Genomic DNA, 24,150 nt, shown 5'->3' on the forward strand with positions numbered 1-24,150 from the left:
TTTCTTTAATATAGCCTTTCAATATATTTCATAACCCAGTTGTCAAACCAGCTTTTCTGTTTCTTTAATTCCTTTTTCAGGATCCGGATACATTCCCTGCAGGTATCCTTTTCCTGAAGCTGTATTTTGTGCGGGCTGAAAGCCGCCTTCTGCCCAGCCTGATAAACCTGCTGATACAGCTCCTCTGCCCTTTTTGAATACCCATTCTCTCCTCTGCTATAAAGATCCTCTGCGTATCCGGCCATTGCGCAAAGGGCTTTCTTATCATCTCTGCTTAAAAACCGCTTCCTGCGCCTGTATGAAGCACGTATCCGAAGCATAACCACAGTAAAAATAAAAAGCACACAGAAGCCATCAAAAACAGCCAGGAAAAGAAGGAAAAACTTTTCTATGCCAAACAAGGCAAGCTTCAGACTCCAGTGAGTCTGTATATTTTCCTCTTCCTGCATAGTCTGTGTTTCTTCTGGCACTGCCTTTGCCTGTCTGCCCTTTGCCTCCAGGCCTGTTTTCAGGTCAGCCTCTTCCATAACCCCATAATATTCGGGAGTCATTTCCACGGGTATCCATCCAAGTCCATCAATATAGATTTCTGTCCAGGCATGGCCGTTTTTACCCGGGATATTAATAGTATCTTCTGATGTCTTATCCTGAATGTCAGAAGGAGTGACCAGATATCCTTCCACATACCTGGAAGGAATGCCATAATATCGGAACATTAAGGCAGCTGCTGTTGCAAAATGTACACTATGACCAATCTTCTTATCTTCCAGAAATTCACGGACAAAATCACCACTTTTGCTGTAAGGATCTGCAGCACTGCTGTATGTCATATGCTTTTCCAGATAAGCTCGGATCCTGGTAATGGCTGTATAGTAATCCGTATGTCCCTGATTTCTGTCTCCTGCCTCTCCCAGTTCCTGCTTAAATAAACTTTCAAGAGCTGCTGGCAGCTGCAGGTCATTGGCGTAAACAAAAGCATTATAATAGCTTTCCGCCTGTCTGTATCCCGGATCTTTCCCTGTAGCAAGAAGCTGGTATATCTGCGCCCCCAGGTCTGTAAACTGGCTGGTAAGAGGCTGAACAGTGGTAAAAGAATAGTTACGCTGGCCCCAAAATCCTTTTGCGCCAACTGTACTGTCTGCCAATCCATCCTCTCCCTGACACCCTTCCGGAAGCTGCTGCATTTCATATGATGTATAAAGATATCGGCTGTCCGCAGCCAGATTTTTTACGCTGATCTTCTGGCTGCTGATGCTGGTATCTGTAAGCCTGGCGCCACTGGCAAGCTGTGTTTCCCCATAAAAGCCTTTCTGATGCAGCCAGTAAAAAAGATTACGTTCCTGATAAGCACTGGAAGGATCTATGCTTTTCCAGCTGCTGCCATCATACCTGGAGCCCACGAAGCCACGCAGGTACATGGGCTGAGGCTTTTCCATGGAGATCCTGAGAGCCGTTTCATCAGAACCCGTCCAATTTCCTGTATTTTTCAGATTTCCCCCGGTAAGACCATTTAACTTACCCTTTTTAAAACGAAGATCATACAAGGCTTCTCCTGCTTTTTCCTTTGCATCAGACACAACTTGCAGATCCTGATATTCTTCCTGGGGAAGCATTCTTGCAAGAATCAGGCCTGCAGCCAGAATCACAGCTGTCAAAAAAAGTATCCCTTCCCCAAAAGCCAGATCCTGTGCAAAGGCATCCTTGCCTGTGAGCATCCGGATCAAGCCAAGCACCAGGGAAAAATAAAAAATAACAAAAAGATCAGGATCCGGGAAACTGCCGGTAAGCACCATAAGCACCACAGGCACCACACCATACAAAACCAGTATCAAACTGATCCGCCAGCGAAAAAAAAGATACCCTGCTGCTCCGGCAGCTATCCCAAGGCAGACCAGAAAAACCGTTGCTGCCAATTCCGTATCCACATCTGTGACAGTCTGATACCGTACAAGATAGATCCCGGCACTGCTCCCAAGCAGGTCTGCCCCTTTATTCCAGAATACCACAGCTCCTGCCAGTAAAAGCCTGCGAAAGAAAAAAATAATGATTCCTGTAATCAGAACAATCAGGGTTCCTGTAATCTGTCTGCCTTTTTTCATAGTTTCGGTAAATAAACAGAACAGTGCCGTAAAAAACACACTGCTTAAAAAAGGCAGTCTGTCTTCGGCCCCTGTAAGCATTTCAAGAAGCAAGAATATCCCTGCCCCGCAAATCCCCAGGATCAGTCCAGCTTCCAGCAAAATACCGGGCAGCTGCTGTCTGTATTTTGTTTTTTGTTTTTGTCCTGGCATTGTAAGCCAAACTTCCATGTAATCTGAACTCCTTCGCTGTCTGAGCCTTTGCCTCCGCACTTCAGGACAGTAACCTGTCCCCTGTTTTTCAGAAACTGTGCAGAGATATCCTCCGGTTCCCCTGTAAGATAAATATACTCTGCAAATCTTACTGTACCTGGATTTTCCAGATATTTCCGTACAACTACAGGTTCATCTTTAGTTCCTGTGCTTTGCAGGAAAAGATAAAGAACTCTTTCCAGATCTTCCCTGGTACCGATCTTCTGTATATGTATCCTTCCTGCAGACCTGTCATAAACCCCGACCTGGCAGGAGATCTTACGTTCCATAAAGTCTTCCAGAATTACAGCAAATACTTCAGCTGCTGCTTCTGCTCTTAATGGTTTTCTATCCTTCTGGAAGCTTTCTGCCAGAAGCAATACTGTGTCATCTACAGGATAGCTTTTTTCCCGGATCATCACGTCATCCAACTTGCCTGTAAGCTTCCAGTGAATCTGACGGATATTGTCCCCTGGCCTGTATGACCGGATATCATATGTTTCTCCAGGATCATCCCCAGGGCGCACCCCTGAATAGCGGAAGCTTTCCATGTCAAAGCTCTCTCCCAAAAGAAAAGAAAAGCTTTTTTTCTGCCTGTCAGGCATGATTACCACTTCCCTGCTTTCTTTTGTCTGCCTTTTTCCTGAAAAAATATGGAAAAGATCCTGGCAGTACCATTTTCCAAAAGTAAAGGCAACACATCCGCACCATCTGCTTTCCCCCTGAAACTCAATGATCTGTTTGCCTTTACTTTGTAAGGAAAAGCTTATGGGAAGCCATCCTTTTTCTCCAGTCAGTGTATTTTCCCACCACAGCTTTCCTTTTCCTGCAAAAACAGGAATGGCCGAAAGATTCCGAACCTGCAGCTCCCCTGTAAATTCCCTGCCTCTTTCTGCTGCTCTTGGCAGTTTGATTTGAACCTGCAGCTTACGTCCTGTACAGATCAGAAGAATTCCGGACATTACAAACGCCACACAGGAAATCAGAAGCAAAGCCATATACAGATATTCCCCTGTAAATACTGATGCAGCCGCCATGCCCGCCAGCCACAGAAGCCAGATCAGCCTGCTTTTCATCATCCGTCTACCCTTGGCACAGGCACCTGTAAAAGGATCTGCTCCAGGATCTGTCTTGGACCTTTGTCCTCATACCTGGCTTTGGTATCCAGCACCATCCTGTGACCTGCCACATCTGCGAATACTGCCTGTACATCCTTTGGCACCACATAATCCCGTTTCTCCATAAAGGCATGAGCCTTGGCCATACGCATCAAAGCCAAAGTACCTCTGGGGCTTAAGCCTAAGGTGATCAACTCATCCGCCCTGGTAGCCTCTGCAAGAGAAACGGCATAGTCCAGCACTGCATCGGATACATATACCTTTTGTACCTGCTCCTGAAGGGAAAGCAGTTCTTCTCTTGTGAGCACAGGTGCTGTATGTTCCAGCGGGTTTTCTTTTTGTCTGTCACGGAGCAGTTCCACCAGGCTGTCATGATCCGGGTACCCCATACTCAGGCTGACCATAAAGCGGTCCAGCTGGGATTCCGGCAGAAGCTGTGTACCAAGGGAGCCTACCGGGTTTTCGGTAGCGATCACCACAAAGGGCTGCGGTACAGGATGGGCTTCCTGATCAACTGTTACCCTTCCTTCTTCCATAACCTCCAGAAGCGCAGACTGGGTCTTGCTGGAGGTACGGTTGATCTCATCTGCAAGAAGCATATTGCACATCACTGCCCCAGGTCTGTAAAGGAACTGGCCAGAGGCTTTGTCATACATTGTAAATCCGGTTACATCTGACGGCACCACATCCGGTGTAAACTGGATCCTGTTAAAATCCATACCCATCAGCCTGCTTAAAGCCAGAGCTGTGGTAGTCTTTCCTACACCAGGTACATCCTCCAGCAGGATATGTCCTTTTGCCAGCACTGCCATCAGCATTTTATCTGTGATCTGTTTTTTACCTTTTATGATTTTCCCAAGCTGTTCCTGCAGCAGGGTAATCTTATCAACCAATATCCTTTCCTCCCTCTATTTGTTATCGGTCATATTATATAAGCTGTTTTGCTTTTCCTGTAATCTGTGATAGGCTGCCAGTGCACAGAAAGCCTGGTCAGTTGCCAAAGGATCCGCCTCTCCCTTGGGAATATGGGCAAAGCCTCCATCACCCGTTGAAAATTCCATCAGTCTGTCGTAAAGACCCTTCCCGTCTTTTTTAAACCGGCTGTCTTCATTACAGTCCACCCCGTAAGTAGAAAGGGCGATCACTGTCTGGGAAATGGATTCTGAGCTTTTTGTACCATATGCAGTGTATCCTCCATCTTTATCCTGGGCATCCGCCAGGAAGGTGATCCCTTTTTCTATGGTTTCTTTTACATCCTTATCCTGCTGATAAGGCTCCAGGCAGGTCAGTGCCATTGCTGTGATATCCACATCTGCTGTATCTGCCTGATCACTCAAAGAAAAACCGCCTTCCGGTTTTTCTTTTTCAAGGATAAAATCCAGATATTGTTTCTCAAGTGGCCCATCCACATCCAAGCGGTCTGCATTCAAGGCAAGAAGTGCAAAAACAGCGCCGTTCAGTCCTTGGGAAACCACGGTGTCATAATCCTCCAAAGCCTTTGTCAGATCATAGCCTGCAACATCTTTCGAATCATCCCCGATGGCTGTCAGGGCAAGGATCGCCCTGGAATATTCCGTATAACGGTTATCGCTTAATACGCCTTCCTGTTCCTTTACTCTTTTTTCCAGGTTGGCTCTGTATTTTTCATAATAATTATCCTCCACCTTAGCACCTGATCTGGCAAGTGCCAGCACCGTCCACTCTCCTCCAAGAGTATTAGATTCAGGAGAAGTAACCGTTTCCATTTCATAAGCAGCTGTTTTCTTAATAGCATCCTGTGGTGTTTTGCTGCTGTTCCCACATCCTGTAAGCATTACTGCCCACAGCCCGCCTAGCAGAAGCCATTTTCTTATTTTATATTCTCTCACCATTATAAGGCTCCTCCTTCCAGTGCTCTGATCTTTTCCCAGCATAGCTGTGCATCCTCTTTTTTCATACATTCAATAGTCCATGTCCGTTCTTCTGTAAGGGGAAGGTTTTCCAGAACCTGCTGATAAGGCAGATTTCCCCGTCCAAGACCTGTATGGGCATCTCTGTCCCCAAGGTTGTCATGTACATGCACATGGGTCACATAAGGTGCAAGGGCTTTCGCCCACTCCCGCACATCCACAGACGAATAGCAGTGTGCATGTCCAATGTCCAGGCAAAGCTTAAAATTAGGGTGATCTACTTTCTTGTATACATCTAACAGTAATTCCCAGTCATCATCAAAAACATTCTCAAGCACAATTTCCAGTTCCTGCCTGCCGTCCATAAATTCACTGAAAAACCGTGACACCTGATCTGCCCAGCCCTGTTTATAATATACATAAGGATTCATTCCGGAATGAAAAACGATCTTTCTGGCTCCAAGAAGCAAACCTGCCTGATAGCACTGGTCAAACCGCTTCATAGTTACTTCCCGTACCAGTCTGTCATAGGCCGCCGGATTCACATCCAGGAAAGGACCATGGAGAATCAGTTCCCTGGTTCCCATCTTTTTTAATTTTTCCCTGTATACATCTATGGATTCAGAAAAATGATCCAGGTTATCTGCAATTGAAAAGTCAATGCTTTCTACTCCCATCCCGGACTGACGGATCAACTCCTCCATCTGGTCATCCGGAAATAAATGGCTGATATATATCATATATTAGTTTTACCTCATTTCACCGCTGTATAAGCCCGTATTTTGCCTTGATCCTTTCCAGCTTTGTAAGCAGGGGCCGGCTCATGATACACAAAAAGACCACTGTAGATGCTGCATGTACCAGATCTACCGGAAGCCCCGAAATATAAAAAGCCAGCAGGCTTTCCTTTGTAATATGCCCATAGGCCATAAGGATGCTGGCCGGATTCATGATCCCGCCATAGATCAGCACTACGCTTAGAAAACCATAAATACAAAGATCTGCCTTTCTGGCCTTCAGGATTCCTTTTTTATACAGGATCCCTGCAAAAAATCCAATGATTCCAAAGGAAAACATCTGCCATGGTGTCCATGGTCCCTGTCCCATAAACATATTGGAGATCAGCATGATCAGACAGCCTACCAGAAAACCTGCCTCGCCTCCAAAAGAAATCCCGGTAAGGATCACAAAGGCAGCCACAGGCTTAAAGCTTGGCACCATGAAAAAAGCAGCCCTGCCTGCAACTCCAAGTGCAGCCAGTACAGCGATCACCATGATTTCCCTTGCCTTTGGCTTCCTGCCTTCAAACACCATAAAAAAGGGCAGCATAGCCGCAAATACAACGATCAGGCTGCTGATCATATATTTCTTCCCATGGAAGATCCTCACGGACAGATATAACAAAGCAGGCACGATCAACAGCATCAGCACAAGGGCAAACCAGGTGCGGCGCCCTACCTTACCATCTTTTTCTATCTGTCTGATGATCAGTCCGTCTGTTGGCAGCTGATATTCCTCCAAGTTCTCTTCGGCTTCACTGCTAATCTCTCTTGAAGCCGGTTCTTCCCCAGGTATTGCAAGAAAGCTGTCCAGGAAATGGTCTAATTCCCGTTCTGTAAGCATGCAACCACATCCTTTCCAGTTATTGCATATGGAAAATATTGTCTTGCCATCCGGTTAGCTGCTGTTGTATAGAAATTGTTCCCTGCAAAAAAGCTATTTACATCATTCTCAGTTACAATATTTCCTTCAAAAAATAATCCTACACGATCTGCATACTCTGCCACAAATTCTATATCATGTGAAATCATAAATATAGTCATTCCATGAGATTGAAGCTTTTTCAATATTTTTCCCAGTTCTTCCTTATATTCTCCGTCCATTCCCTTTGTTGGCTCATCCATCAGAAGTATCTTTGGCCGCAGAAGAAGCACCTTGGCAAGGGCAAGTCTTTGCTGTTCTCCGCCGCTTAAATCATAGGGATGACGTTCCAGAAGACCTTCCAGCTTTGTCAGGCTTACCATCCCTTCAATTGCTTTTTCTTTTTTCATTTGGGACTGGTATTCCAGAGACATACGCTCCTTCTTTCCTCCAATCACAGAATACAGATCCTCCAGTACCGTCTTCTTCAGGAATATACTTTGAGGATTCTGGGGAAGCACTCCCAGACAGCCAAAGTACAGTTCTTTATCCTTATAAGAACGAAGATCTCTGCCATAAAGGCGAATCCTTCCTCTGTATGGCTGATTCACCCTTGACAGCAACGATAAAGTGGTACTTTTCCCTGTACCATTTCCTCCTACAAGTGCATAGAATTCCCCTTTATTGATCTGCAAGGAAAGATCCCTGACCACATCCTGGCTATCCTTTTCATACCGGAACCACAGATCTTTTGCCTGGATGGCAGGTTCTGTCAAACCTGAAGCTGCCTTCGTTTTCTTTATATCTGTAGGGATCTGGGGATGATCTTTTACATACTCACCCAGCCATTTTCTTCCCTGGCTTACGGTAAGAGGGCATTCTCCTGTTCCTTCCACTGCACTGAAGATCTGTACAGGCACAGGCATGGAAAGAAACATTCCCTTATCAGCATCATGAAGACCAGCTCCAACCTCTCCTGGTGTTCCCTGCATCTGGATCCGCCCATCCGCCATTACATACACCTGATCTGCATATGGAAGGATCTCCTGCAGCCTGTGCTCCGTCAATATCACAGTAGTGCCGATATCCCGGTTGATTTTTTTTACTGTTTCCAGAAAGTCAGAGGCTGCAATCGGATCCAGCTGGGAGGTTGGCTCATCCAGGATCAAAAGAGAAGGATGCATTGCCATAACAGCAGCCAGATTCAGAAGCTGCTTCTGTCCCCCTGACAATTCTGATACATTTTTATAGAACCACTGGTGGATGCCAAAATAGCTGGCCATCTCTGCCACACGAAGCCGGATGGTTTCGCTGTCATAGCCAAGACTTTCCAGACCAAAGGCCAGCTCATGCCATACTTTATCGGTAACGATCTGATTATCCGGATCCTGCATCACAAACCCGATCTCCTGGCTTTGTGTCCTGTGATCTGTTTCAGCCAGACTTTTCCCCTTATAGAGGATCTCCCCTTGGGTTTTCCCATAAGGAGCAAGTGCTGATTTCAGGTGACGTAAAAGGGTACTTTTCCCACATCCGCTTCTGCCGCAGATAATGTTTAAAGTGCCCTCTTTGATCTTCAGCTTTGTATGATCCAGTACCCTTTTGGAACTGTCAGGATAGGCAAAGCAAAAGTCACATATCTCCACAATATTCATAAATCTTATCCTTCCTGTTCCAGTTCTTCATAGATCCGCCGGTAGGTCATACCAATATCCGCACCTGCATGCTTTCGGCTGTTTTTCAGATGTATCTGTTCTGTAAGCTCCAGGATCACAGGTAAAAAACAAAAAAGTCCATAACACAAATAGGTGGCAGCAGTTAACAAGCTGCCCGCCGATACCGGAGACGTCCTGCCCTGGATCGTAAATCCAGCCAGCAGGATCCGTGGGTTATATGAGGCATAAGCTGCCCCTTTAGCAATGCCCACAGTAAAAATCATGGACAAAAAGGCCATGACTGTCCCAAGGATCTTATCTCTGTTTGTAAACCTGTATATGGAAAAAGCAGTCCGTTCTGGAAGGCCATACCCTCGGCTTTTCATGGAATCTGAGGTTTCAATGGCATTCTCCAATGCCCAGGTGATCAAAATAGACAAAATATTCAGCCCATACCGGATACGCCGGAATAAATTGCCTTCAGATACATCTCTGCCCATCCCTTTCTGTCCATTACGGATCACCTTTAGCTGGTGCAAAAACTCCGGCACAAAGCGAAGAGCCATGGATAACACCAAGGACAGAGCAGGAATGATCCTGCCAAACAAATAAACAAACTTGTCGCTGGTCATTACCTGATTGTAACAGGAAAACCATTGTATCACCACAAACATCACCGTTCCAAGTACCACTCCATATATCAATGCTTCAAGAGTCACCCAATTCCCGCTGCTCTCTATATAATAAAGCATGGTAACGCCATAATGATTAAACATAGGATTCAAAAGGGCAACGATCAAAAGGGCAGGTAATGTAAAAAAACAGCTTTGCCTCAAGGTCTTTCCTGCTCCATTCAGCAGTATCCCATAGCTTACAGCCCCGGCATAGGAAACTGCAAGAATCAGCGGATGCTGGCTGAACATGGTAAATATGAGCACAACAGCAAAATAAAAGAAATTCAGCATCGGATGACACCTGGAAAAGGTATCCGATGCCTCAAAGGTTTCAGCTTTCCTTTCGGTCTTCTTCACAGATATACTCCCTTTTTAATTCGTATTCATCGCAATAAGCGTCTATTTTACTGCCCTTTCTGCATCGGATGGTACAGCTTTTATTCACGATCCAGGGACCAATATACTCAGGATCATGGAAAATATCCAGATATTCCAGCCTGCTGCTGCCATGAAATACCCAGCGTCCCAGCGTTCGCACACTTTGGGGGATCCTTACATGACGCAAGTTCTTGCATCTAAAAAATGCGCTATCCCCAATCTCAACCAGTCCTGGCGGCAGAACCAATTCTTCAAGCCCACAAAAATAAAATGCCTGCTCTCCAATAAAACGCAAAGAGGAAGGAAGCTGAATCTTTTTAAGCTCCTTACATCTGTAAAAAGCCATCTTATCAATCACACGCACACTTTTAGGCAAAATAATTTCATTCAGCCGTACACAGGAATCAAAAGCACCCTCTGGTATAGCTGTACATCTGGAAGACGGTGAAAAAACAACTTTCTTCAGATTATTACATTCTCTGTATGCCTGTGCTCCAAGAATTTCCAAGGATGAAGGAAATACTGTCTGCCGCAGATTATGGTTCTCTGCAAAAGCACGCTTTTTGATCTCTTTTAATGTATTCGGGAATTGTACGGATTTGCGGAACTGGCATCCTTCAAATGCCTGCCTTCCAATGATCCTGCATTTAGGCGGAAGTATTACCTCTTTGATCTTTCCATTACCCATAAAACACTTGTCATCAACAAAGACATATTCAGGCGGGATCACCCCACACTGTTCTTTTTCCTTTTTGGTATCCTGAAATGTATAGGTACGGGAGTCGAATCTTAATGTATTCCATCCCGGTTCATTCTGATCTATGTACATATATAAGCTGGTTTCTCCTGGAATTTTATCGTTACTTTGCACTCTGTTAAAATGTATTCCCAGTACCTCCAGTGACGGCAACTGGGATATTACCTGTGAATAGTACAAATAAGTAACAAAAACAGAGCCCCACGATCTGCTGTGAGCCTCTGTCCTCTTAACAACGTGTTGGATATGCTGACTTAAAATGTCTCTGTGGCATTTCACACAGCGAAACGGTTCCGGAATCTCACCGGATTTCCTTTAACAGATCACGCCTGACCTGACCACGCCTGGTAATTTATAATTTTATATTATATCATTTCGTATTTTTAGTGTCAATAATCAGACTGCTTCTCTTCCATTGGAATGGGATCCCACTCATTAAGTCCCAGACTTTGTCTGTACCTGGCCTCTTCCATGGTAAGCTTCGGTGTATCCTGAGAAAGATAATCAAGGAGCTCATCTATTCCTTCCCGGGTCACATTGTTCACAAGAAAAACCCGTTCACAGCCGGCATTCTCCAGCCACTGACGTACCATAGGGATATTGGCATAAGGAGAATCGATCTTCGTGATGATCCCAATAAGAGGGCGCAGAATAAAGGACTGGCATCCCTCCCCGAAAAGATTAAATGGCTCGTCTGCGGCCTGTACGATCCCTACTACATCTGCTTCAAAGGAAAAGCATGCCAGACCTACGCTAAATCTCTTGGACTCCGCATATTCTCCCGGGGAGTCAATGGTATCCTCATCTGACTTTGTATACTGGGTCTTTTTGTAATGAAGCTCTTCCCCTTTCAATGCCTGGGTAAGGGAAGTTTTCCCGGCTTCACTTCTGCCCATCAAAAATAATTTTCTCATACTGTCTCCCTAGCTTCTGTGAATGGAACAGGTTTTAAAATCCAGAACTTCATCAAAAAATTTAACTACTGATTCTACAGCTGTCTGCACCTGGCTTAACCCTCCGGTAATGATCAGAGAGCCACAGAACCTGTCCATAAAACTGATCTGTATATCTGCACTTTTCACTGCCACATCAGCAGCTACCACAACTGCCTCCCAAGGGGTAAAACGGATCATGCCAATGGATTCCCCTGTATGATCTTCCCCTTCATGAACGCCGATATGAAGCCCCAGATTCTGATAAATACTGGTCTGGGAAGAGCTGATAATGTGTGCCAGACATACTTCCTTGCCCGGTACCCTTACCCGTGTCATACGCAGCTTTTTCCCTTTCAGGCTTTTGTAGTCTTCATGGAAGATCCGCTCCAAAAGCTCTTCTTTCGTCATTGAACACATGGAACCACTTCCTATCTTTTTGTAATATTGCAGACAACATATCCCAGGGAATCCCTGAAATAATCCACGATCTCTGTCAATGCGGAGATCACATCTGAGATCTCTCCTGTAATGATCAGCGTACCTGTAAAACGATCTGCAAAGCCCAGGTATACATTACCGCTTTTCACTGCAATGTCAGATGCGATCACTGCTGACTCCGGCGGTGTCATATTCATAATCCCAATAGCAGAAGACCGGTAGTCCAGCTGAGGATTCAATCCCAGCTTCTGGTAGATCACAGGTGCCGGGCCGCCCATTACATGGGCAAAGGTAATCTCCTTACCTGCCACAGTCTCCTGTACAATTCTGATCTGCTCTTCATGTTCTTTTCCCATTTGTATAAACCCTCTCTTTCAATGCATGTACTGCCTGCCGATCTGTGCTGACAGCATCTCTTATACAAATCGTACTATCCCCTATATCTTATGTCAAGTCGATTTTTTACGATAAAATGTAACTTGATTATTGATTATTTACGGTTGCTGCTCACAGTTCACCCCATTTATGATAATCTTTACTTATTTCACCAGATCCTTAATAACCTCTCCTGCAATGATCAGTCCTGCCACAGAAGGCACAAATGCCACAGATCCGGGGATATCTCTCCGCTCTGTACATTTATGTGCCGCCCCTGGCGGACAGATACAGTGGCTCTTGCAGCTGATGGACATATCTTCCAAAGGACGGGTTGGCTTTTCCTGTGAATAAACCACTTTTAATTTTTTAATGCCACGTTTTTTTAATTCCCTGCGCATTACCTTTGCCAGAGGACACACAGATGTTTTATAAATATCTGCCACCTGAAAAGCGGCTGGGTCCAGCTTGTTCCCTGCTCCCATACTGCTGATGATAGGGACTCCTGCTTCTTTTGCATCCATAACCAGCTGGATCTTGGCTGTTACTGTATCCACTGCATCAACCACATAGGAATACTGTGAAAAATCAAATTCATCTTTGTTCTCCGGAAGATAAAAGCACTTATGAACATTTACCACTGCCTTTGGATTAATATCCAGGATCCTGTCTTTCATCACATCTACTTTATATTTCCCAACCGTACTTCTGGTGGCTATGATCTGACGGTTCAGATTGGTAAGACATACCTTGTCATCATCGATCAGGTCAATGGCTCCCACGCCGCTTCGTACCAGTGCCTCCACTGTATAACCTCCAACGCCGCCGATCCCGAATACGGCTACTCTGGACTGTTGTAATTTATCCATAGCTGTTTTTCCCAAAAGAAGCTGGGTTCTGGAAAATTGATTCAGCATAATATTGTCTCTCCCTTTATTCTGTCTTACTTTCTATCATAAACCCTGATTAAAATTCTCTTAAGGCTTTCCGTAAAATATTAACATACTTTCTCATTTTTAGCAAAAAAAATCCCGGAAAATCATAAGATTTCCCGGGGATATGTGTGTAAAACAAACAGGATCAAAGATCGATGTAATTACCGTCAGCCTCTCCATTAACAACATAGTAAGCTTTGTTCTCTTCAGGCTTAACATAAACCTGCAGCTCTTTGATGTCTTCTTCTTTTTTTCCTGTCATGCCTGCCCATGCTTTCTTAACATTGGCAACGATTTCTTTTGTCAGTAGTTCCCTTCCCATAAACTGAACATAAACATCTGCAGAAACTTCCTTCTTGGCAACCACTTTCTTTGCCGGAGCTTTCCTTGCAGTGGTTTTCTTTGCAGCAGGTTTCTCAGTCTCTTTTGCTGCAGTAGTCACCTTGGCAGCCTCTTTTACAACCGGTTCTTTTGCAGGCTCTGCTTTTACTGTCTCAGCTTTTGTCTCTGCAGCTTTTACAGTTACCTCTTTTGCTGCTTCCTTAACAACAGGTTTTACAGCAGCCTCTTTTACGGTAGCCTTTGCAGCAGCCTTGGCAGCCATTGTCTCTGCTTTCTTTACGGTTCTTTTTGTAGCCATATAATAGCCTCCTTAAAAGGTGAAGATTAATTTTTACTAATCTAGGATACTACTGTTTTTTTCTTTTTTCAAGTTAGAGTTTTTTCATGTAAAAGCTGATTATCTGTTCCAAATTCAGTAATTTTGTATTTAATTTATGGATTTTCCGGTCATTATCTATAGAAATAACCATTACTTTCCAATAAATATGTGGGTGGGTTGCACATTTTTTTCTGTTTTTCAATAATTTTTCATTTATTTTGTACAGACAGTTTTTCACTTTTTGTGAATACAGAGCCTTAGAATCCGTAAAATTCAAGAATGCCGAGGCATTCTTGCTGCGAGGTGCGCGTCATGCAATTGCATGACATACTTCTCCTGCGCACCTCTACAATCCCAGATTCTCCAGATGGTCTTTCAGGTAGCTGCTCATATGCTTTTTCAGACCTGCATGCTGTGGCAGATCCAGCTCCGGATCCAGTTCCAGGATCTGCCCTCCTGCCTCACTGGCCATCTTCAGTACATCTGCATCATTATAAATATCGCCGATCTTAAATTCCATTAAGCCACTTTGACGGATCCCGAAAAGATCCCCTGGGCCACGAAGTTTTAAATCTTCTCCGGCAATAAAAAATCCATCATTGGATTTGTTCAAGATATCAAGACGCTTAGAGGTTTCTTTTTCCTCATTGCCTTGGATGAAGATGCAGTAAGACTGATACTCACCTCTTCCTACCCGACCGCGAAGCTGATGCAGCTGAGCAAGCCCGAAGCGTTCTGCATTTTCCACCATCATCACGGTAGCATTAGGCACATTCACCCCCACCTCCACTACAGTGGTAGATACAAGTACCTGGATCTGCCCTGCTGCAAAAGCCTCCATAACAGCATTCTTTTCTTTAGGCTTCATCTTGCCGTGAAGGGCAGCTACTGTAATGTGAGAAGGCAGGATTGCTTTCAGAGATGCAGTATAGTCCGTAACATTTGCTCCATCCATCCCTTCACTTTCTTCCACCATAGGACAGATGATATACGCCTGTCTGCCTTCCTGTATCTGCCGCTCAATAAAAGAATAGGCTTTTGGCCGATATGAGGTGTCCACCACACAGTTCTTAATAGGACGACGTGCTGCAGGCAGTTCATCGATCACGGAAATATCCAAATCTCCATACAAAATAATCGCCAATGTCCTTGGAATCGGTGTGGCACTCATAACCAGTACATGAGGCGACTCACCTCTTGTTGTCAGCGCCTCTCTTTGTTTAACCCCGAATCGGTGCTGCTCATCTGTAATCACAAGCCCCAGATTCTGATAGGTTACTTTTTCCTGGATCAGGGCATGGGTGCCAATGATCACATTGGCCTCCCCTGAATCTATGGCCTGATAGATCTTGCGCTTGGATGCAGCAGTTACAGATCCAGTAAGAAGAACCGGTCTGCAAGAAATGATCTGCTGCTGGTCAAGCAGCTTCTGAAATGCTTCAAAATGCTGATTGGCAAGTACCTCCGTGGGTACCATCAGTGCTGCCTGATATCCATTTTCCACTGTAAGGATCATTGCCAGAAAAGCAAGGATCGTCTTGCCGCTTCCCACATCTCCCTGAATCAGCCTGGACATCAGGGAATGGCTGCACAGATCTCTTTCCACTTCATGCCATACATTCATCTGAGCCCTGGTAAGAGAATAGGGCAGATTATCAATAATATTCTCCGTGGTCCACACAGGCTTCATAGGAAAGGCATTCCTGGCTGTTTCTGTCTTTTCTTTCAGCTGCTGTACAGCCAGGATAAACATAAGGAACTCATCAAATACCAGCCTCTTTCTGGCAGTAAGAAGCTCTGTCATGTTCTTTGGAAAATGAATGGTCTGCAAGGCATAATTACGATCTGCCAGATGAAGCCTTTCCCTCAGGTCTTCAGGAAGAAATTCTTCTTGCAGACTTTCTTCATTCAAAGCCTGATGTACCAGCTTTATAATTGTTTTGTTGGAAAGCCCTGCAGTCAGTCCGTAGATTGGCTGAAGGCTGTGCAGGATCTCTTCATAAGCGCCATGGGTAAAAATCTCCGGGTGCTCCATCAAAAGCCTGCCCTGCTTCCAGACTGCACGACCACGAAATACAAAGCTGCTGCCTCTTTTTAAGGTAGAGCGAAGATAGGGCGTATTAAACCAGGTCACAGGAAGCTTTCCTGTGGCATCTGCAATGGTAACTGTCACTATCTGCAGATTTCGCACTTTATTTACATATACGCTGGAAATAACCGTACCAGAAACAGCGGCAGTCTCTCCCTTGGAAAGACTGCCGATGGTAACAGGTTCTTCATATGCATCATAATTTCTCGGAAAATATTCCAGAAGATCCTCAGTTGTGATCACACCGATCTTCTGAAAAAGCTTTTCTGTTTTATCCCCGACTCCCTTCAGACTGCGGAGTGGTTTCATCATTGTCCTGTCCTCCTGTCTGCCGGATCACTCTACAGAAATAATGTAATAGTAAATAGGCTGTCCACCCATATTTACTTCTACTTCACAGTCCGGATATGCCGCTTCCAGCTCTTCTCCAAGCTTCTCGGCTTCTTCTTCAGGCACATCCTCGCCAAAGTAAATACTGATCACTTCTGCATCCTCTGTATCCATTGCAGCAACCGTATCTTTTGCTACATTGGTACGTCCTTTGCCTACTGCCAGGATACCATGATCTCCAATACCCATTATATCCCCTTCATGGATCTCTTTCTCATCCAGTCTGGTATCACGCACTGCATAAGTGATCTGGCCTGTCTGTACCATAGAGATCGCTTCTGTCATTGCTTCCAGATTCTCTTCCTGGCTCTTCTCAGGCACAAAGCTGATCAAAGCTGAAATACCCTGTGGAATAGTCTTTGTAGGCACAACAATAATGGTCTTGTCCTCTGTCAGATCCCTTGCCTGATTGGCAGCCAGAACAATATTCTTGTTATTAGGTAAAATATAAATGGTTTTTGCATTTACCTGATCAATGGCATTCAGCATATCTTCTGTGCTTGGATTCATGGTCTGTCCGCCTTCGATCAGATAGTCAACTCCAAGATCCTTGAAGATAGCAGAAAGTCCGCTTCCTACGGATACGGAAATAAATCCTACTTCCTTGGCCGGCTTTGTTTCTTTTGCTGCTTCTGCTTCTTCCTGCTCCCTGGCAAGCTTCTCTGCATCCTTGATCAGCTTCTCCTGATGCTCTTCGCGCATGTTATCGATCTTCATACGGGAAAGCGCACCATAGGTAAGTGCACGCTCAAATGCCTGACCCGGATGATTGGTGTGTACATGCACCTTTACGATCTCATCATCTGCTACCAATACAATGGAATCACCAATGGAATTCAGGAATTTCTTGAAGCTGTGAAGTTCCACATCTGGAAGCGGCTTATCCAGAAGAATGATAAACTCTGTACAGTAGCCAAACTTAATGTCCGCTTCTGCCTGGGGAGAAATCTTTGTAACAGCCGAACCTGCAGATGTTCCTGCAAACTCTGTATAATCAATCTCTTTTCCAAGGAATCCGTCAATAGCACCTCTGAACACCTCAAGAAGTCCCTGTCCGCCGGAATCCACAACGCCTGCCTCTTTCAGCACAGGCAGCATATCCGGTGTCCTGGCAAGAGTCTTCTCTGCATGATCAAAGATCTCAAGGAAAAACGGCTCCAGATCCTCTGCTGACTCTGCAATCTCAGCTGCCTTGATGGCTGCTTCCTTTGCCACTGTCAGGATGGTGCCCTCCTTAGGCTTCATAACTGCCTTGTATGCTGTCTCAACGCCCTTCTCCATGGCTGCGGCGATCGCTACTGCGTCCAGCTCCTCCAGCATACGTACACCTCTTGTAAAACCACGAAGCAGCTGAGAAAGGATCACACCGGAATTACCTCTTGCGCCTCTTAAGGAACCGGAAGAAATGGCCTTTGCCAGTACCTCCATATTCATCTGGGAAATATTTCCTACTTCAGATGCAGCAGACATGATCGTCAGTGTCATATTGGTACCGGTATCTCCGTCAGGCACAGGAAATACGTTTAATTCGTTGATCCATTCTTTCTTCGCTTCCAGGTTCTTGGCACCAGCCAGAAACATCCTGGAAAGTACATTGGCATCTATGGTCTGTTTACTCACCACAAGTTCCTCCTCTTAATCCTAATCTATGGCACGCACGCCTTCTACGAAAATGTTGATCTTCTCAATCTCAAGTCCAGTGAAAGCTTCTACTTTATATTTTACATTGCTGACAAGATTATCTGCAATCGTACTGATATTCACACCGTATGCCACGATAACATGGAAATCCAGGCGAATCTTATTGTCCTCAGTAATCCGTACATTAATTCCATGCTTCAGGGAATCCCTGCGAAGCAGCTTAACAAGACCATCCTTCATGCTTACTGCTGCCATACCAATAATACCGAAGCACTCCACTGCTACACTTCCGGCATATGTGGCTATTACATCTGTATCAATGACAATCTGACCCAATCCGGAATCTATGCGTCCATTCATATGGTTTACCTCCATAAAATTCATATTCGTGTATCTGTATTATACCCTTTTTCATATCATTTCGCAATGATAGAGTTTTAACTCGTACCATCATATATCAAAAAACTTTTATTTTCAAGGCATTTTAGCGGAGAAATAGATCTATCTTTTAGCGGATAAATAAATTTGTCAAGAAATTATTTTATATTTTTCCTTTTTTCACTTGCAAAAGACCATTTCATCTGTTAAAATAAAACCTGTTGAAAAAAAGCGTCAAGGAGGTGCTATCATGGCTAAATGCGCTATTTGTGAAAAAAGTGCTCATTTCGGAAACAATGTGAGTCATTCCCATAGAAGATCCAATAAGATGTGGAAATCTAACGTGAAATCCGTCAGAGTTAAAACAGAAGGCGGCTCAAAGAAGATGTACGTATGTACTTCCTGCTTAAGATCCGGAAATGTAGAGAGAGCCTAATTGACACCTTACCCTCGCAGAGATGCGAGGGTATTTTTTTGCCATTTTATGTGAAAGGACCGCACTCCCCTTTTAAGATATGCGGTCCTGATATACAACGTATGAAGCTTAATGACAAAACATATGATAACCGCAAAGCATACAGGCGGCTGCCACCATAAAAACTAACAGGCTTTCTGTTACAAGAATCCCAATGACCATCCCGATCCCTATAAAGAACAGGATGAGTCCTAACAGTCTGTTCATCTCTATCCTTTCTTTCTGTGGGATTATTATATCTTATGCAGTTCCTTTGATTTTAGTATCTATTACCCCTGTTCTTCCTTTGGTTTTAGTATCTATTACTCCTGTTCTTCCTGATCTTTGGAAGCAGCTGTATCCGGTGCAAAGCGGTTTACAAAATCCGGAACCATATCAAGCACCTTGGTCAGTCCGTCCTGATTCTTAACATTTACAAGCTTGGTAGTACCATTCTGGATCACCAGTACTGCGCATGGACTCATCTTGCCAGCCAGACCGCCGCCGCCATTATTCTTCTTATCTCCTGCAAATGCTCCGGCACCTACGCCAAAGGAAACATCTACCAGTGGAAGGATAATGGTATCCCCAACATGGATCGCATCACCTACAACGGTTTTAGCTGCTACAAAGCCATCCATTCCTTTAAACAGGGAATTGACAGTTTCTTTAAAATTGTTTTCATTTTCCATAATTCAGATCCTCCTTATGTTTCCACTGGTTAATGATATGCTTTATATTTTTGTTAAAATAAATACGGATTCCTGTTCGCAGCAGGACAAATCCGTAGATCCGTCCTTTCATATTTATTTCCCCTTCCAGAAAACTCTCTTCATTTTCAAAAGCAGGAGAAACCTGGATACAGTTCTTATGAAGGGGAATGCTCATGCCAAGCACTGCAAGAATCATTCCTGTTACTGCCGGATCTTCGCACCCAAATGCTGCGTTTCCACTAATCTTGGTGGGAAAAATGTGTTTCAGAAGGCCTGTACACTGTTCCTTAATAAGGCCAAATGCTTCTTTCATTTCTTCTGACCTTAAAAAGCCCATCCACCATTTTGCCTTTTTCATGATGTGTGCAAATGTTTGCCTGATATTTTTAAGCTTTTTAAAAAATGTCCTAATCCTTTGAAGCACTGTTTTTAGTTTTGCCCTGATTCCAAGGAAAAATCCTTTTCTTTGTGAAGATTGAGATTTCTCAGGCTTTGGAGCAGGTGATTCTTTGACCTTTCTGTTACCTGATGCTGTATCTGTCTGTTCTGAGTCTGTATGCATTGATACTGTCAGCTTTTCTTCTGTTTGCGTTGGCATGGATGGCATTTCATCTGTCTGCTTAGAAACAGGCTTCTTTGAGGCGGTTACTGATTGTACCTGATCAGTTTCAGGCTTCTTTTTTCTTCTTTTTTTCTTTTTTCCAAACAGCGAGATACCAGCAAGCTTCAGACTGTGTTTTTCTTTTCCATCCTGATAACAGATCCGCAAGGATACCAGTCCTAAAAGCCAGCTGACCCTGGCTGTGCACCTAGCATGTTCCCAGTTTCCCCGATCTTTGCTGCCCCACATCCGATAACGTACCGGACAGAACAGTATAAGAAGTATGACTGCCAAGGCAAGTCCGATCAACACGCCTGCCAGAATCAGTATGAACTTTATGATCGCCCATAATATATGTAACATACGCTCACCTGTTCTTAAAATAATCTTTTACCTGAAAATGACCGGTTGTCTCATAAATCTCTTTTATGATCCCTGCTGCCATATCAATAGCCGCATCCTTGCCTTTCTCCATCCCTACAATCGTAGGGCAGATCCTGGCATATGACTTCTGCACCAGCATAGATGCAGGGATGATCTCCAGAAGATTGCCTGGATTCTCTGACAAAGTGATCAGGTATACATCTACTGTAAGGTGCCCTGCATCAATCTTCTTACGGGTCTTCTTGGGATGCTTGATCCCTGCTCCTATATAATAGTCTGTGATCCATTTTGGCATAAGCCTGTCACCCCTTTATCTGTAATCTGAGCATACCCATATTATCCATGATCTAAACAGGGACTGCTGCACGGATCTGATCACGGATGCAGCAGTCCCTCCTTTAAAAATATTTCTGTCCTCTTGCCCACAGACCTGCACTTCGCATCTCCAGATACTCCTGGTATGCCTTTTCTACGATCTGCTTCTCATTGGAAAAACGCAGCAAATGGTAAATCTCATGAAACTTGTAATAGCCGGAATCCACGAAGAACTCTTCTCTTTGAGGCTTGCTATGATAATTATCAGCCGTCATAAGATACCAGTGTACTTCTTTACTTACCATATCTTCCGGAACTGTAAAATTATACTGGCTTTTCCCGATATATTTTACAATGGAAGCCTTAACATCTGCTTCTTCTTTTACTTCCCGCAGAGCAGTCTGCTCATGGCTTTCTCCCAGCTCCACTGTTCCCTTTGGTAATACCCATCCTTCATAACGGTTTTTGTAGGATTTGTAAAGTGCCAGAATCTTACCTCGATGAATTACCACACCGCCACAGCTCGTTGCTTCTATCATCTTGCAATCCCTCCTGTAATGCGTGTGTTTTACTGCTGTATAGTATACCTCTTTTTTAGAATACTGGCAACCATAAGTTATCAGGAAGCATAATATGCATCGAAAACCTGTCCCGCGATAGGCACTGCAGCTTCACTTCCTGCTCCGCCATTCTCAACGATCACCGCGATCACAAGTTCCGGATTATCTACATTCGTATAACCAACAAACCAGGAATGGCTGTCTCCCTGCTCATTAAACTCTGCAGACCCTGTCTTGCCGGCAACAGTATAGGACCTGCCATTCAACGCAGAAGCTGTACCTGAAGTCACTACCTGGCGCATCATTTTCCCAAGAAGATTGGCCTCATTGGAAGACATCAGCCTTTTGTAGGTACTGCTCTGTGTTCTTTTCACCAGATCACCGGAATCATTCTCGATCCGGTCGATCAGATAAGGCTTCATCAGCACACCATTATTAGCCACTGCAGCTGTGATCAGTGCCATATGCATAGGGGAAACCAGTGTTTCGCCCTGGCCGATGGCGGTCTGCATCACTGTAGAAGTGCCAGACTTTCCATCCAGGGTAAAGCTGCTCTTCCTGTAGGAATTAAGAGGAAGTGCCTTATTAAACAAAAGATCCTCGGCAGTATTTCTGATGGATGAACCTCCCAGACTGATCCCTATATCTGCAAAAGCACAATTACAGGAATTTGCAAATGCACTGTAAAAATCTTCCTGTCCATGTACATGGCCATGATAACACTGAATGGTATGGTCTCCTACTGTAATACTTCCCTGACACAGATAAGAATATCCTTCAAAGGTGCCTTTTGAGCGGAAATAATCAAGAGCAGTTACAATCTTGAAGGTTGACCCTGGAGGATAGGCTCCATTGGTAGCCCTGTTCAAAAGACTGCTGTCATTCTCATCATTTACAAGTATATCCCAGTTCTGTGACAATGTGTTGGGATCGAAATCAGGTCTGCTTACCTCTGCCAGGATCTTACCTGTAGAAGCCTCCAAAACGACCACTGCCCCTCTCCTGTCACCAAGGGCATTGTAGGCAGTCTGCTGTAATCTGGAATCTAACGTGGATACTACAGTATCTCCCATATTCTTCTGGTTCAGGAACTGATTCTTCATCTGATCCAGAAAAAAGGCATGGGAACTTAAAAGCGAGAAATTAGCCTCAGACTCCAGCCCGCTCTTGCCATTGGTATCATACCCGATCACATGGGCAAACATATTGGAAAAAGGATAATACCGTTCTTCTGTACCGTCCTCAGCCACATTGGTCTGTGCAAGTACCTGTCCGTCTGCGGACAAGATCTTTCCTCTTACCACACGGTCTGAAAAAGTGTCCTGTCTGGTATTGTACGGACTATTAATAAAATCGTCACTTTTCACAGAATTAAAATAGATCAGATATGCGATCATACTGAAAAAAACAGCTGCAAAGAAATAAGAAACAAAGGCATATTCCCGATTTCTTTTCTTCTTTTTCTTAGTAATCTCCTTCTCTTTGCGCCTGTATTCTTTCTCTAGCTCTCTTTGCCGCTTCTTTTCGGAATCTCTCAATTTCTTCATCCTCGTCTTCTCTGTAAATATATATTCCCTGGATAATGGCAATCATAAGGAGGGTACTTACTACAGAACTTCCTCCATAAGCCACCAAAGGCAGGGTAACTCCGGTCATAGGGATAAATTTGGTAACACCGCCAATGGTCAGGAATACCTGGCAGGCATATTCCGTACCAAGTCCAAGTGCGATCAGCTTATAAAAAGGATTTTTGATCTGCAGTGCAATATTCAGGATCATCAGGAAAAAGCTCATGCATACAAGAATCAGGCAGATTGCAAATATACCGCCCAGTTCCTCACATATGGCGCTGAAAATAAAGTCATTCTTTACTACCGGAATCTTTTCAGGGGAACCCTGGCACAGCCCCATCCCAAACCATCCGCCTGTCCCAATGGCAAACAAAGACTGAACGATTTGGTATCCTTCATTCTTGTAAACAGCCATAGGATCCTTCCATGCGCTCACTCTCTGGCGCACATGGCCGAACAGGAAATAAGCAACCACTGCCGCCCCGCTTCCTCCTGCAACTCCGATTCCCAGAAGTGCCGGGCTTTTGGTAGCTACATAGATCATCACCAGATAGGCAGTAAAGAAGATCATTGCACTTCCAAGGTCCTTGGACAGTACAAGGATCCCTACGTGAAGGCCTGCGATCACAGTGGCCTGGATCACCTTTTTCAGGTTCACATCCCTCCATAAAAGAGATGCCATGAAAAATACAAAAGAAAGCTTAATGGCCTCTGAGGGCTGGATCCCCATCAGGGATAGCTTGGCCCCGTAGCTGGTCTTTGCCAGAAGAAAAACAGCTGCCAGAAGCACAACACCAATCCCTGCATATACCCAGGTCAGATTCTTAAGAAATTTCATCTTGCGGATCATAACCGGTATCAGAAGAGATACCACACTGCCTGCTGCTACGATCAGCAGCTGCTTATTGGCAGACTTGATATCCAGCCGGCAAAGCATAACAAATCCAATGCTTAACAGCATACACATATTATTCAGTAGAAGCAGCGACGCATTCTTGTAGATGATCCGGTACAGAATCTGGATCAGTGCAAAATAAACCATCATCTCCACATAAAACAGGATCACGCTGAAATCAAAGGTCTTCAGATAGATCACAAGAAATGCTGTAAAATCAATAAAGAAAATAAGCATCAGCTGCCTGGTAAGCATCTCCCGCCGCTCTTCCTGATCCTGTCTTCTTACCATATAAAAGCAATGAAAGGTATATACGATCATCAAAGTCAGGATCACATATTTTGACAGTTCAACAATAATATTAATCATAGGC

General features: G+C 44.4%; 25 protein-coding genes and 1 riboswitch. Of the genes, 1 reads left to right on the forward strand and 24 read right to left on the reverse strand.

Features of this window, described 5'->3' with window-relative positions:
• Positions 1-5 precede the first annotated feature (5 nt).
• The 17 genes from G5B11_RS01140 to G5B11_RS01220 form a co-directional block, all read right to left on the reverse strand.
• Positions 6-2,309 (reverse strand): DUF3488 and transglutaminase-like domain-containing protein, encoded by a 2,304-nt coding sequence (locus G5B11_RS01140; RefSeq protein WP_173726578.1) that lies wholly within the window; start codon positions 2,307-2,309, stop codon positions 6-8.
• The gene (locus G5B11_RS01145; RefSeq protein WP_173726579.1) at positions 2,222-3,409 is read right to left on the reverse strand and encodes a DUF58 domain-containing protein; all 1,188 of its coding nucleotides are present in this window, start codon (positions 3,407-3,409) and stop codon (positions 2,222-2,224) included. Before G5B11_RS01145 ends, G5B11_RS01140 begins: the two co-directional genes overlap by 88 nt.
• The gene (locus G5B11_RS01150; RefSeq protein WP_173726580.1) at positions 3,406-4,341 is read right to left on the reverse strand and encodes an AAA family ATPase; all 936 of its coding nucleotides are present in this window, start codon (positions 4,339-4,341) and stop codon (positions 3,406-3,408) included. Before G5B11_RS01150 ends, G5B11_RS01145 begins: the two co-directional genes overlap by 4 nt.
• A gap of 15 nt (positions 4,342-4,356) precedes the next feature.
• Entirely contained in the window at positions 4,357-5,319 is a 963-nt protein-coding gene (locus tag G5B11_RS01155; RefSeq protein WP_158422774.1) for a prenyltransferase/squalene oxidase repeat-containing protein, read from the reverse strand.
• Positions 5,319-6,077 (reverse strand): sugar phosphate isomerase/epimerase family protein, encoded by a 759-nt coding sequence (locus G5B11_RS01160; protein WP_158422775.1) that lies wholly within the window; start codon positions 6,075-6,077, stop codon positions 5,319-5,321. Before G5B11_RS01160 ends, G5B11_RS01155 begins: the two co-directional genes overlap by 1 nt.
• 19 nt (positions 6,078-6,096) lie before the next feature.
• Positions 6,097-6,960, reverse strand: a complete 864-nt coding sequence (locus G5B11_RS01165; RefSeq protein WP_173726581.1) for an ECF transporter S component — start codon at positions 6,958-6,960, stop codon at positions 6,097-6,099.
• Positions 6,939-8,633: an ABC transporter ATP-binding protein gene (locus G5B11_RS01170; protein WP_173726582.1), complete on the reverse strand. Its 1,695-nt coding sequence runs from the start codon at positions 8,631-8,633 to the stop codon at positions 6,939-6,941. The genes G5B11_RS01165 and G5B11_RS01170 overlap by 22 nt, the downstream gene beginning before the upstream one ends.
• A 5-nt stretch (positions 8,634-8,638) precedes the next feature.
• Positions 8,639-9,664 (reverse strand): energy-coupling factor transporter transmembrane component T, encoded by a 1,026-nt coding sequence (locus G5B11_RS01175; protein ID WP_330603023.1) that lies wholly within the window; start codon positions 9,662-9,664, stop codon positions 8,639-8,641.
• Positions 9,639-10,514 (reverse strand): leucine-rich repeat domain-containing protein, encoded by an 876-nt coding sequence (locus tag G5B11_RS01180; RefSeq protein WP_173726583.1) that lies wholly within the window; start codon positions 10,512-10,514, stop codon positions 9,639-9,641. The genes G5B11_RS01175 and G5B11_RS01180 overlap by 26 nt, the downstream gene beginning before the upstream one ends.
• Positions 10,515-10,664: 150 nt before the next feature.
• Positions 10,665-10,800, reverse strand: a riboswitch (cobalamin riboswitch).
• 31 nt (positions 10,801-10,831) lie between these two features.
• Positions 10,832-11,356 (reverse strand): EutP/PduV family microcompartment system protein, encoded by a 525-nt coding sequence (locus tag G5B11_RS01185; protein WP_173726584.1) that lies wholly within the window; start codon positions 11,354-11,356, stop codon positions 10,832-10,834.
• Between the two features lie 9 nt (positions 11,357-11,365).
• Positions 11,366-11,794, reverse strand: a complete 429-nt coding sequence (locus G5B11_RS01190) for a BMC domain-containing protein (RefSeq protein WP_173726585.1) — start codon at positions 11,792-11,794, stop codon at positions 11,366-11,368.
• Positions 11,795-11,805: 11 nt separating this feature from the next.
• Positions 11,806-12,171: a BMC domain-containing protein gene (locus G5B11_RS01195; RefSeq protein ID WP_173726586.1), complete on the reverse strand. Its 366-nt coding sequence runs from the start codon at positions 12,169-12,171 to the stop codon at positions 11,806-11,808.
• Between the two features lie 183 nt (positions 12,172-12,354).
• On the reverse strand, positions 12,355-13,107 hold the full coding sequence (locus tag G5B11_RS01200) for a tRNA threonylcarbamoyladenosine dehydratase (protein ID WP_173726587.1): 753 nt from the start codon (positions 13,105-13,107) through the stop codon (positions 12,355-12,357).
• Between the two features lie 163 nt (positions 13,108-13,270).
• Positions 13,271-13,765 carry a DUF6465 family protein gene (locus G5B11_RS01205; RefSeq protein ID WP_158420368.1) on the reverse strand — a complete coding sequence of 165 codons (495 nt, stop codon included), beginning with the start codon at positions 13,763-13,765 and terminating at the stop codon, positions 13,271-13,273.
• 367 nt (positions 13,766-14,132) lie between these two features.
• The gene (gene recG / locus G5B11_RS01210) at positions 14,133-16,187 is read right to left on the reverse strand and encodes an ATP-dependent DNA helicase RecG (protein ID WP_158420367.1); all 2,055 of its coding nucleotides are present in this window, start codon (positions 16,185-16,187) and stop codon (positions 14,133-14,135) included.
• 24 nt (positions 16,188-16,211) lie between these two features.
• Positions 16,212-17,885, reverse strand: a complete 1,674-nt coding sequence (locus G5B11_RS01215; protein WP_173726588.1) for a DAK2 domain-containing protein — start codon at positions 17,883-17,885, stop codon at positions 16,212-16,214.
• A 21-nt stretch (positions 17,886-17,906) separates the two neighbouring features.
• Entirely contained in the window at positions 17,907-18,266 is a 360-nt protein-coding gene (locus G5B11_RS01220; protein WP_158420365.1) for an Asp23/Gls24 family envelope stress response protein, read from the reverse strand.
• 268 nt (positions 18,267-18,534) lie between these two features.
• Between G5B11_RS01220 and rpmB the strand changes: the two genes are divergently transcribed.
• A complete protein-coding gene (rpmB, locus tag G5B11_RS01225) occupies positions 18,535-18,720 on the forward strand; it encodes a 50S ribosomal protein L28 (RefSeq protein WP_158420364.1) in 186 nt (61 codons plus the stop codon).
• Positions 18,721-18,828: 108 nt separating this feature from the next.
• Here rpmB and G5B11_RS01230 read toward each other — a convergent pair whose 3' ends face one another.
• The 7 genes from G5B11_RS01230 to G5B11_RS01260 all read right to left on the reverse strand — a co-directional run bounded on the left by G5B11_RS01230 (position 18,829) and on the right by G5B11_RS01260 (position 24,146).
• A complete protein-coding gene (locus tag G5B11_RS01230) occupies positions 18,829-18,966 on the reverse strand; it encodes a hypothetical protein (protein WP_173726589.1) in 138 nt (45 codons plus the stop codon).
• 95 nt (positions 18,967-19,061) lie between these two features.
• Positions 19,062-19,430, reverse strand: a complete 369-nt coding sequence (locus tag G5B11_RS01235) for a GerW family sporulation protein (protein ID WP_158420363.1) — start codon at positions 19,428-19,430, stop codon at positions 19,062-19,064.
• Positions 19,420-20,415 carry a DUF2953 domain-containing protein gene (locus G5B11_RS01240; RefSeq protein ID WP_173726590.1) on the reverse strand — a complete coding sequence of 332 codons (996 nt, stop codon included), beginning with the start codon at positions 20,413-20,415 and terminating at the stop codon, positions 19,420-19,422. The genes G5B11_RS01235 and G5B11_RS01240 overlap by 11 nt, the downstream gene beginning before the upstream one ends.
• A gap of 4 nt (positions 20,416-20,419) precedes the next feature.
• Entirely contained in the window at positions 20,420-20,731 is a 312-nt protein-coding gene (locus tag G5B11_RS01245; RefSeq protein ID WP_158420361.1) for a hypothetical protein, read from the reverse strand.
• 103 nt (positions 20,732-20,834) lie between these two features.
• Positions 20,835-21,290, reverse strand: a complete 456-nt coding sequence (locus G5B11_RS01250) for an NUDIX hydrolase (protein ID WP_158420360.1) — start codon at positions 21,288-21,290, stop codon at positions 20,835-20,837.
• 80 nt (positions 21,291-21,370) lie between these two features.
• Complete coding sequence (locus tag G5B11_RS01255) at positions 21,371-22,858, reverse strand: peptidoglycan D,D-transpeptidase FtsI family protein (protein ID WP_173726591.1); 1,488 nt, start codon at positions 22,856-22,858, stop codon at positions 21,371-21,373.
• Complete coding sequence (locus G5B11_RS01260; protein ID WP_173726592.1) at positions 22,776-24,146, reverse strand: FtsW/RodA/SpoVE family cell cycle protein; 1,371 nt, start codon at positions 24,144-24,146, stop codon at positions 22,776-22,778. The genes G5B11_RS01255 and G5B11_RS01260 overlap by 83 nt, the downstream gene beginning before the upstream one ends.
• Positions 24,147-24,150: the final 4 nt, after the last annotated feature.

The organism is Blautia glucerasea (assembly GCF_013304385.1).
GTDB lineage: Bacteria > Bacillota > Clostridia > Lachnospirales > Lachnospiraceae > Blautia_A > Blautia_A ammoniilytica.

What these genes read in the sequence shown, in the direction of transcription:
- G5B11_RS01220 (WP_158420365.1), bottom strand. Translation starts at nt 18,266, where the DNA reads ATGAATGGACGCATAGATTCCGGATTGGGTCAGATTGTCATTGATACA.
- G5B11_RS01200 (WP_173726587.1), bottom strand. Translation starts at nt 13,107, where the DNA reads ATGCTGAATCAATTTTCCAGAACCCAGCTTCTTTTGGGAAAAACAGCT.
- G5B11_RS01190 (WP_173726585.1), bottom strand. Translation starts at nt 11,794, where the DNA reads ATGTGTTCAATGACGAAAGAAGAGCTTTTGGAGCGGATCTTCCATGAA.
- G5B11_RS01180 (WP_173726583.1), bottom strand. Translation starts at nt 10,514, where the DNA reads ATGTACATAGATCAGAATGAACCGGGATGGAATACATTAAGATTCGAC.
- G5B11_RS01245 (WP_158420361.1), bottom strand. Translation starts at nt 20,731, where the DNA reads ATGCCAAAATGGATCACAGACTATTATATAGGAGCAGGGATCAAGCAT.
- G5B11_RS01165 (WP_173726581.1), bottom strand. Translation starts at nt 6,960, where the DNA reads ATGCTTACAGAACGGGAATTAGACCATTTCCTGGACAGCTTTCTTGCA.
- G5B11_RS01170 (WP_173726582.1), bottom strand. Translation starts at nt 8,633, where the DNA reads ATGAATATTGTGGAGATATGTGACTTTTGCTTTGCCTATCCTGACAGT.
- G5B11_RS01255 (WP_173726591.1), bottom strand. Translation starts at nt 22,858, where the DNA reads ATGAAGAAATTGAGAGATTCCGAAAAGAAGCGGCAAAGAGAGCTAGAG.
- rpmB (WP_158420364.1), top strand. Translation starts at nt 18,535, where the DNA reads ATGGCTAAATGCGCTATTTGTGAAAAAAGTGCTCATTTCGGAAACAAT.
- G5B11_RS01140 (WP_173726578.1), bottom strand. Translation starts at nt 2,309, where the DNA reads ATGGAAGTTTGGCTTACAATGCCAGGACAAAAACAAAAAACAAAATAC.
- G5B11_RS01195 (WP_173726586.1), bottom strand. Translation starts at nt 12,171, where the DNA reads ATGGGAAAAGAACATGAAGAGCAGATCAGAATTGTACAGGAGACTGTG.
- G5B11_RS01230 (WP_173726589.1), bottom strand. Translation starts at nt 18,966, where the DNA reads ATGAACAGACTGTTAGGACTCATCCTGTTCTTTATAGGGATCGGGATG.
- G5B11_RS01145 (WP_173726579.1), bottom strand. Translation starts at nt 3,409, where the DNA reads ATGATGAAAAGCAGGCTGATCTGGCTTCTGTGGCTGGCGGGCATGGCG.
- G5B11_RS01205 (WP_158420368.1), bottom strand. Translation starts at nt 13,765, where the DNA reads ATGGCTACAAAAAGAACCGTAAAGAAAGCAGAGACAATGGCTGCCAAG.
- recG (WP_158420367.1), bottom strand. Translation starts at nt 16,187, where the DNA reads ATGATGAAACCACTCCGCAGTCTGAAGGGAGTCGGGGATAAAACAGAA.
- G5B11_RS01240 (WP_173726590.1), bottom strand. Translation starts at nt 20,415, where the DNA reads ATGTTACATATATTATGGGCGATCATAAAGTTCATACTGATTCTGGCA.
- G5B11_RS01235 (WP_158420363.1), bottom strand. Translation starts at nt 19,430, where the DNA reads ATGGAAAATGAAAACAATTTTAAAGAAACTGTCAATTCCCTGTTTAAA.
- G5B11_RS01160 (WP_158422775.1), bottom strand. Translation starts at nt 6,077, where the DNA reads ATGATATATATCAGCCATTTATTTCCGGATGACCAGATGGAGGAGTTG.
- G5B11_RS01250 (WP_158420360.1), bottom strand. Translation starts at nt 21,290, where the DNA reads ATGATAGAAGCAACGAGCTGTGGCGGTGTGGTAATTCATCGAGGTAAG.
- G5B11_RS01260 (WP_173726592.1), bottom strand. Translation starts at nt 24,146, where the DNA reads ATGATTAATATTATTGTTGAACTGTCAAAATATGTGATCCTGACTTTG.
- G5B11_RS01155 (WP_158422774.1), bottom strand. Translation starts at nt 5,319, where the DNA reads ATGGTGAGAGAATATAAAATAAGAAAATGGCTTCTGCTAGGCGGGCTG.
- G5B11_RS01185 (WP_173726584.1), bottom strand. Translation starts at nt 11,356, where the DNA reads ATGAGAAAATTATTTTTGATGGGCAGAAGTGAAGCCGGGAAAACTTCC.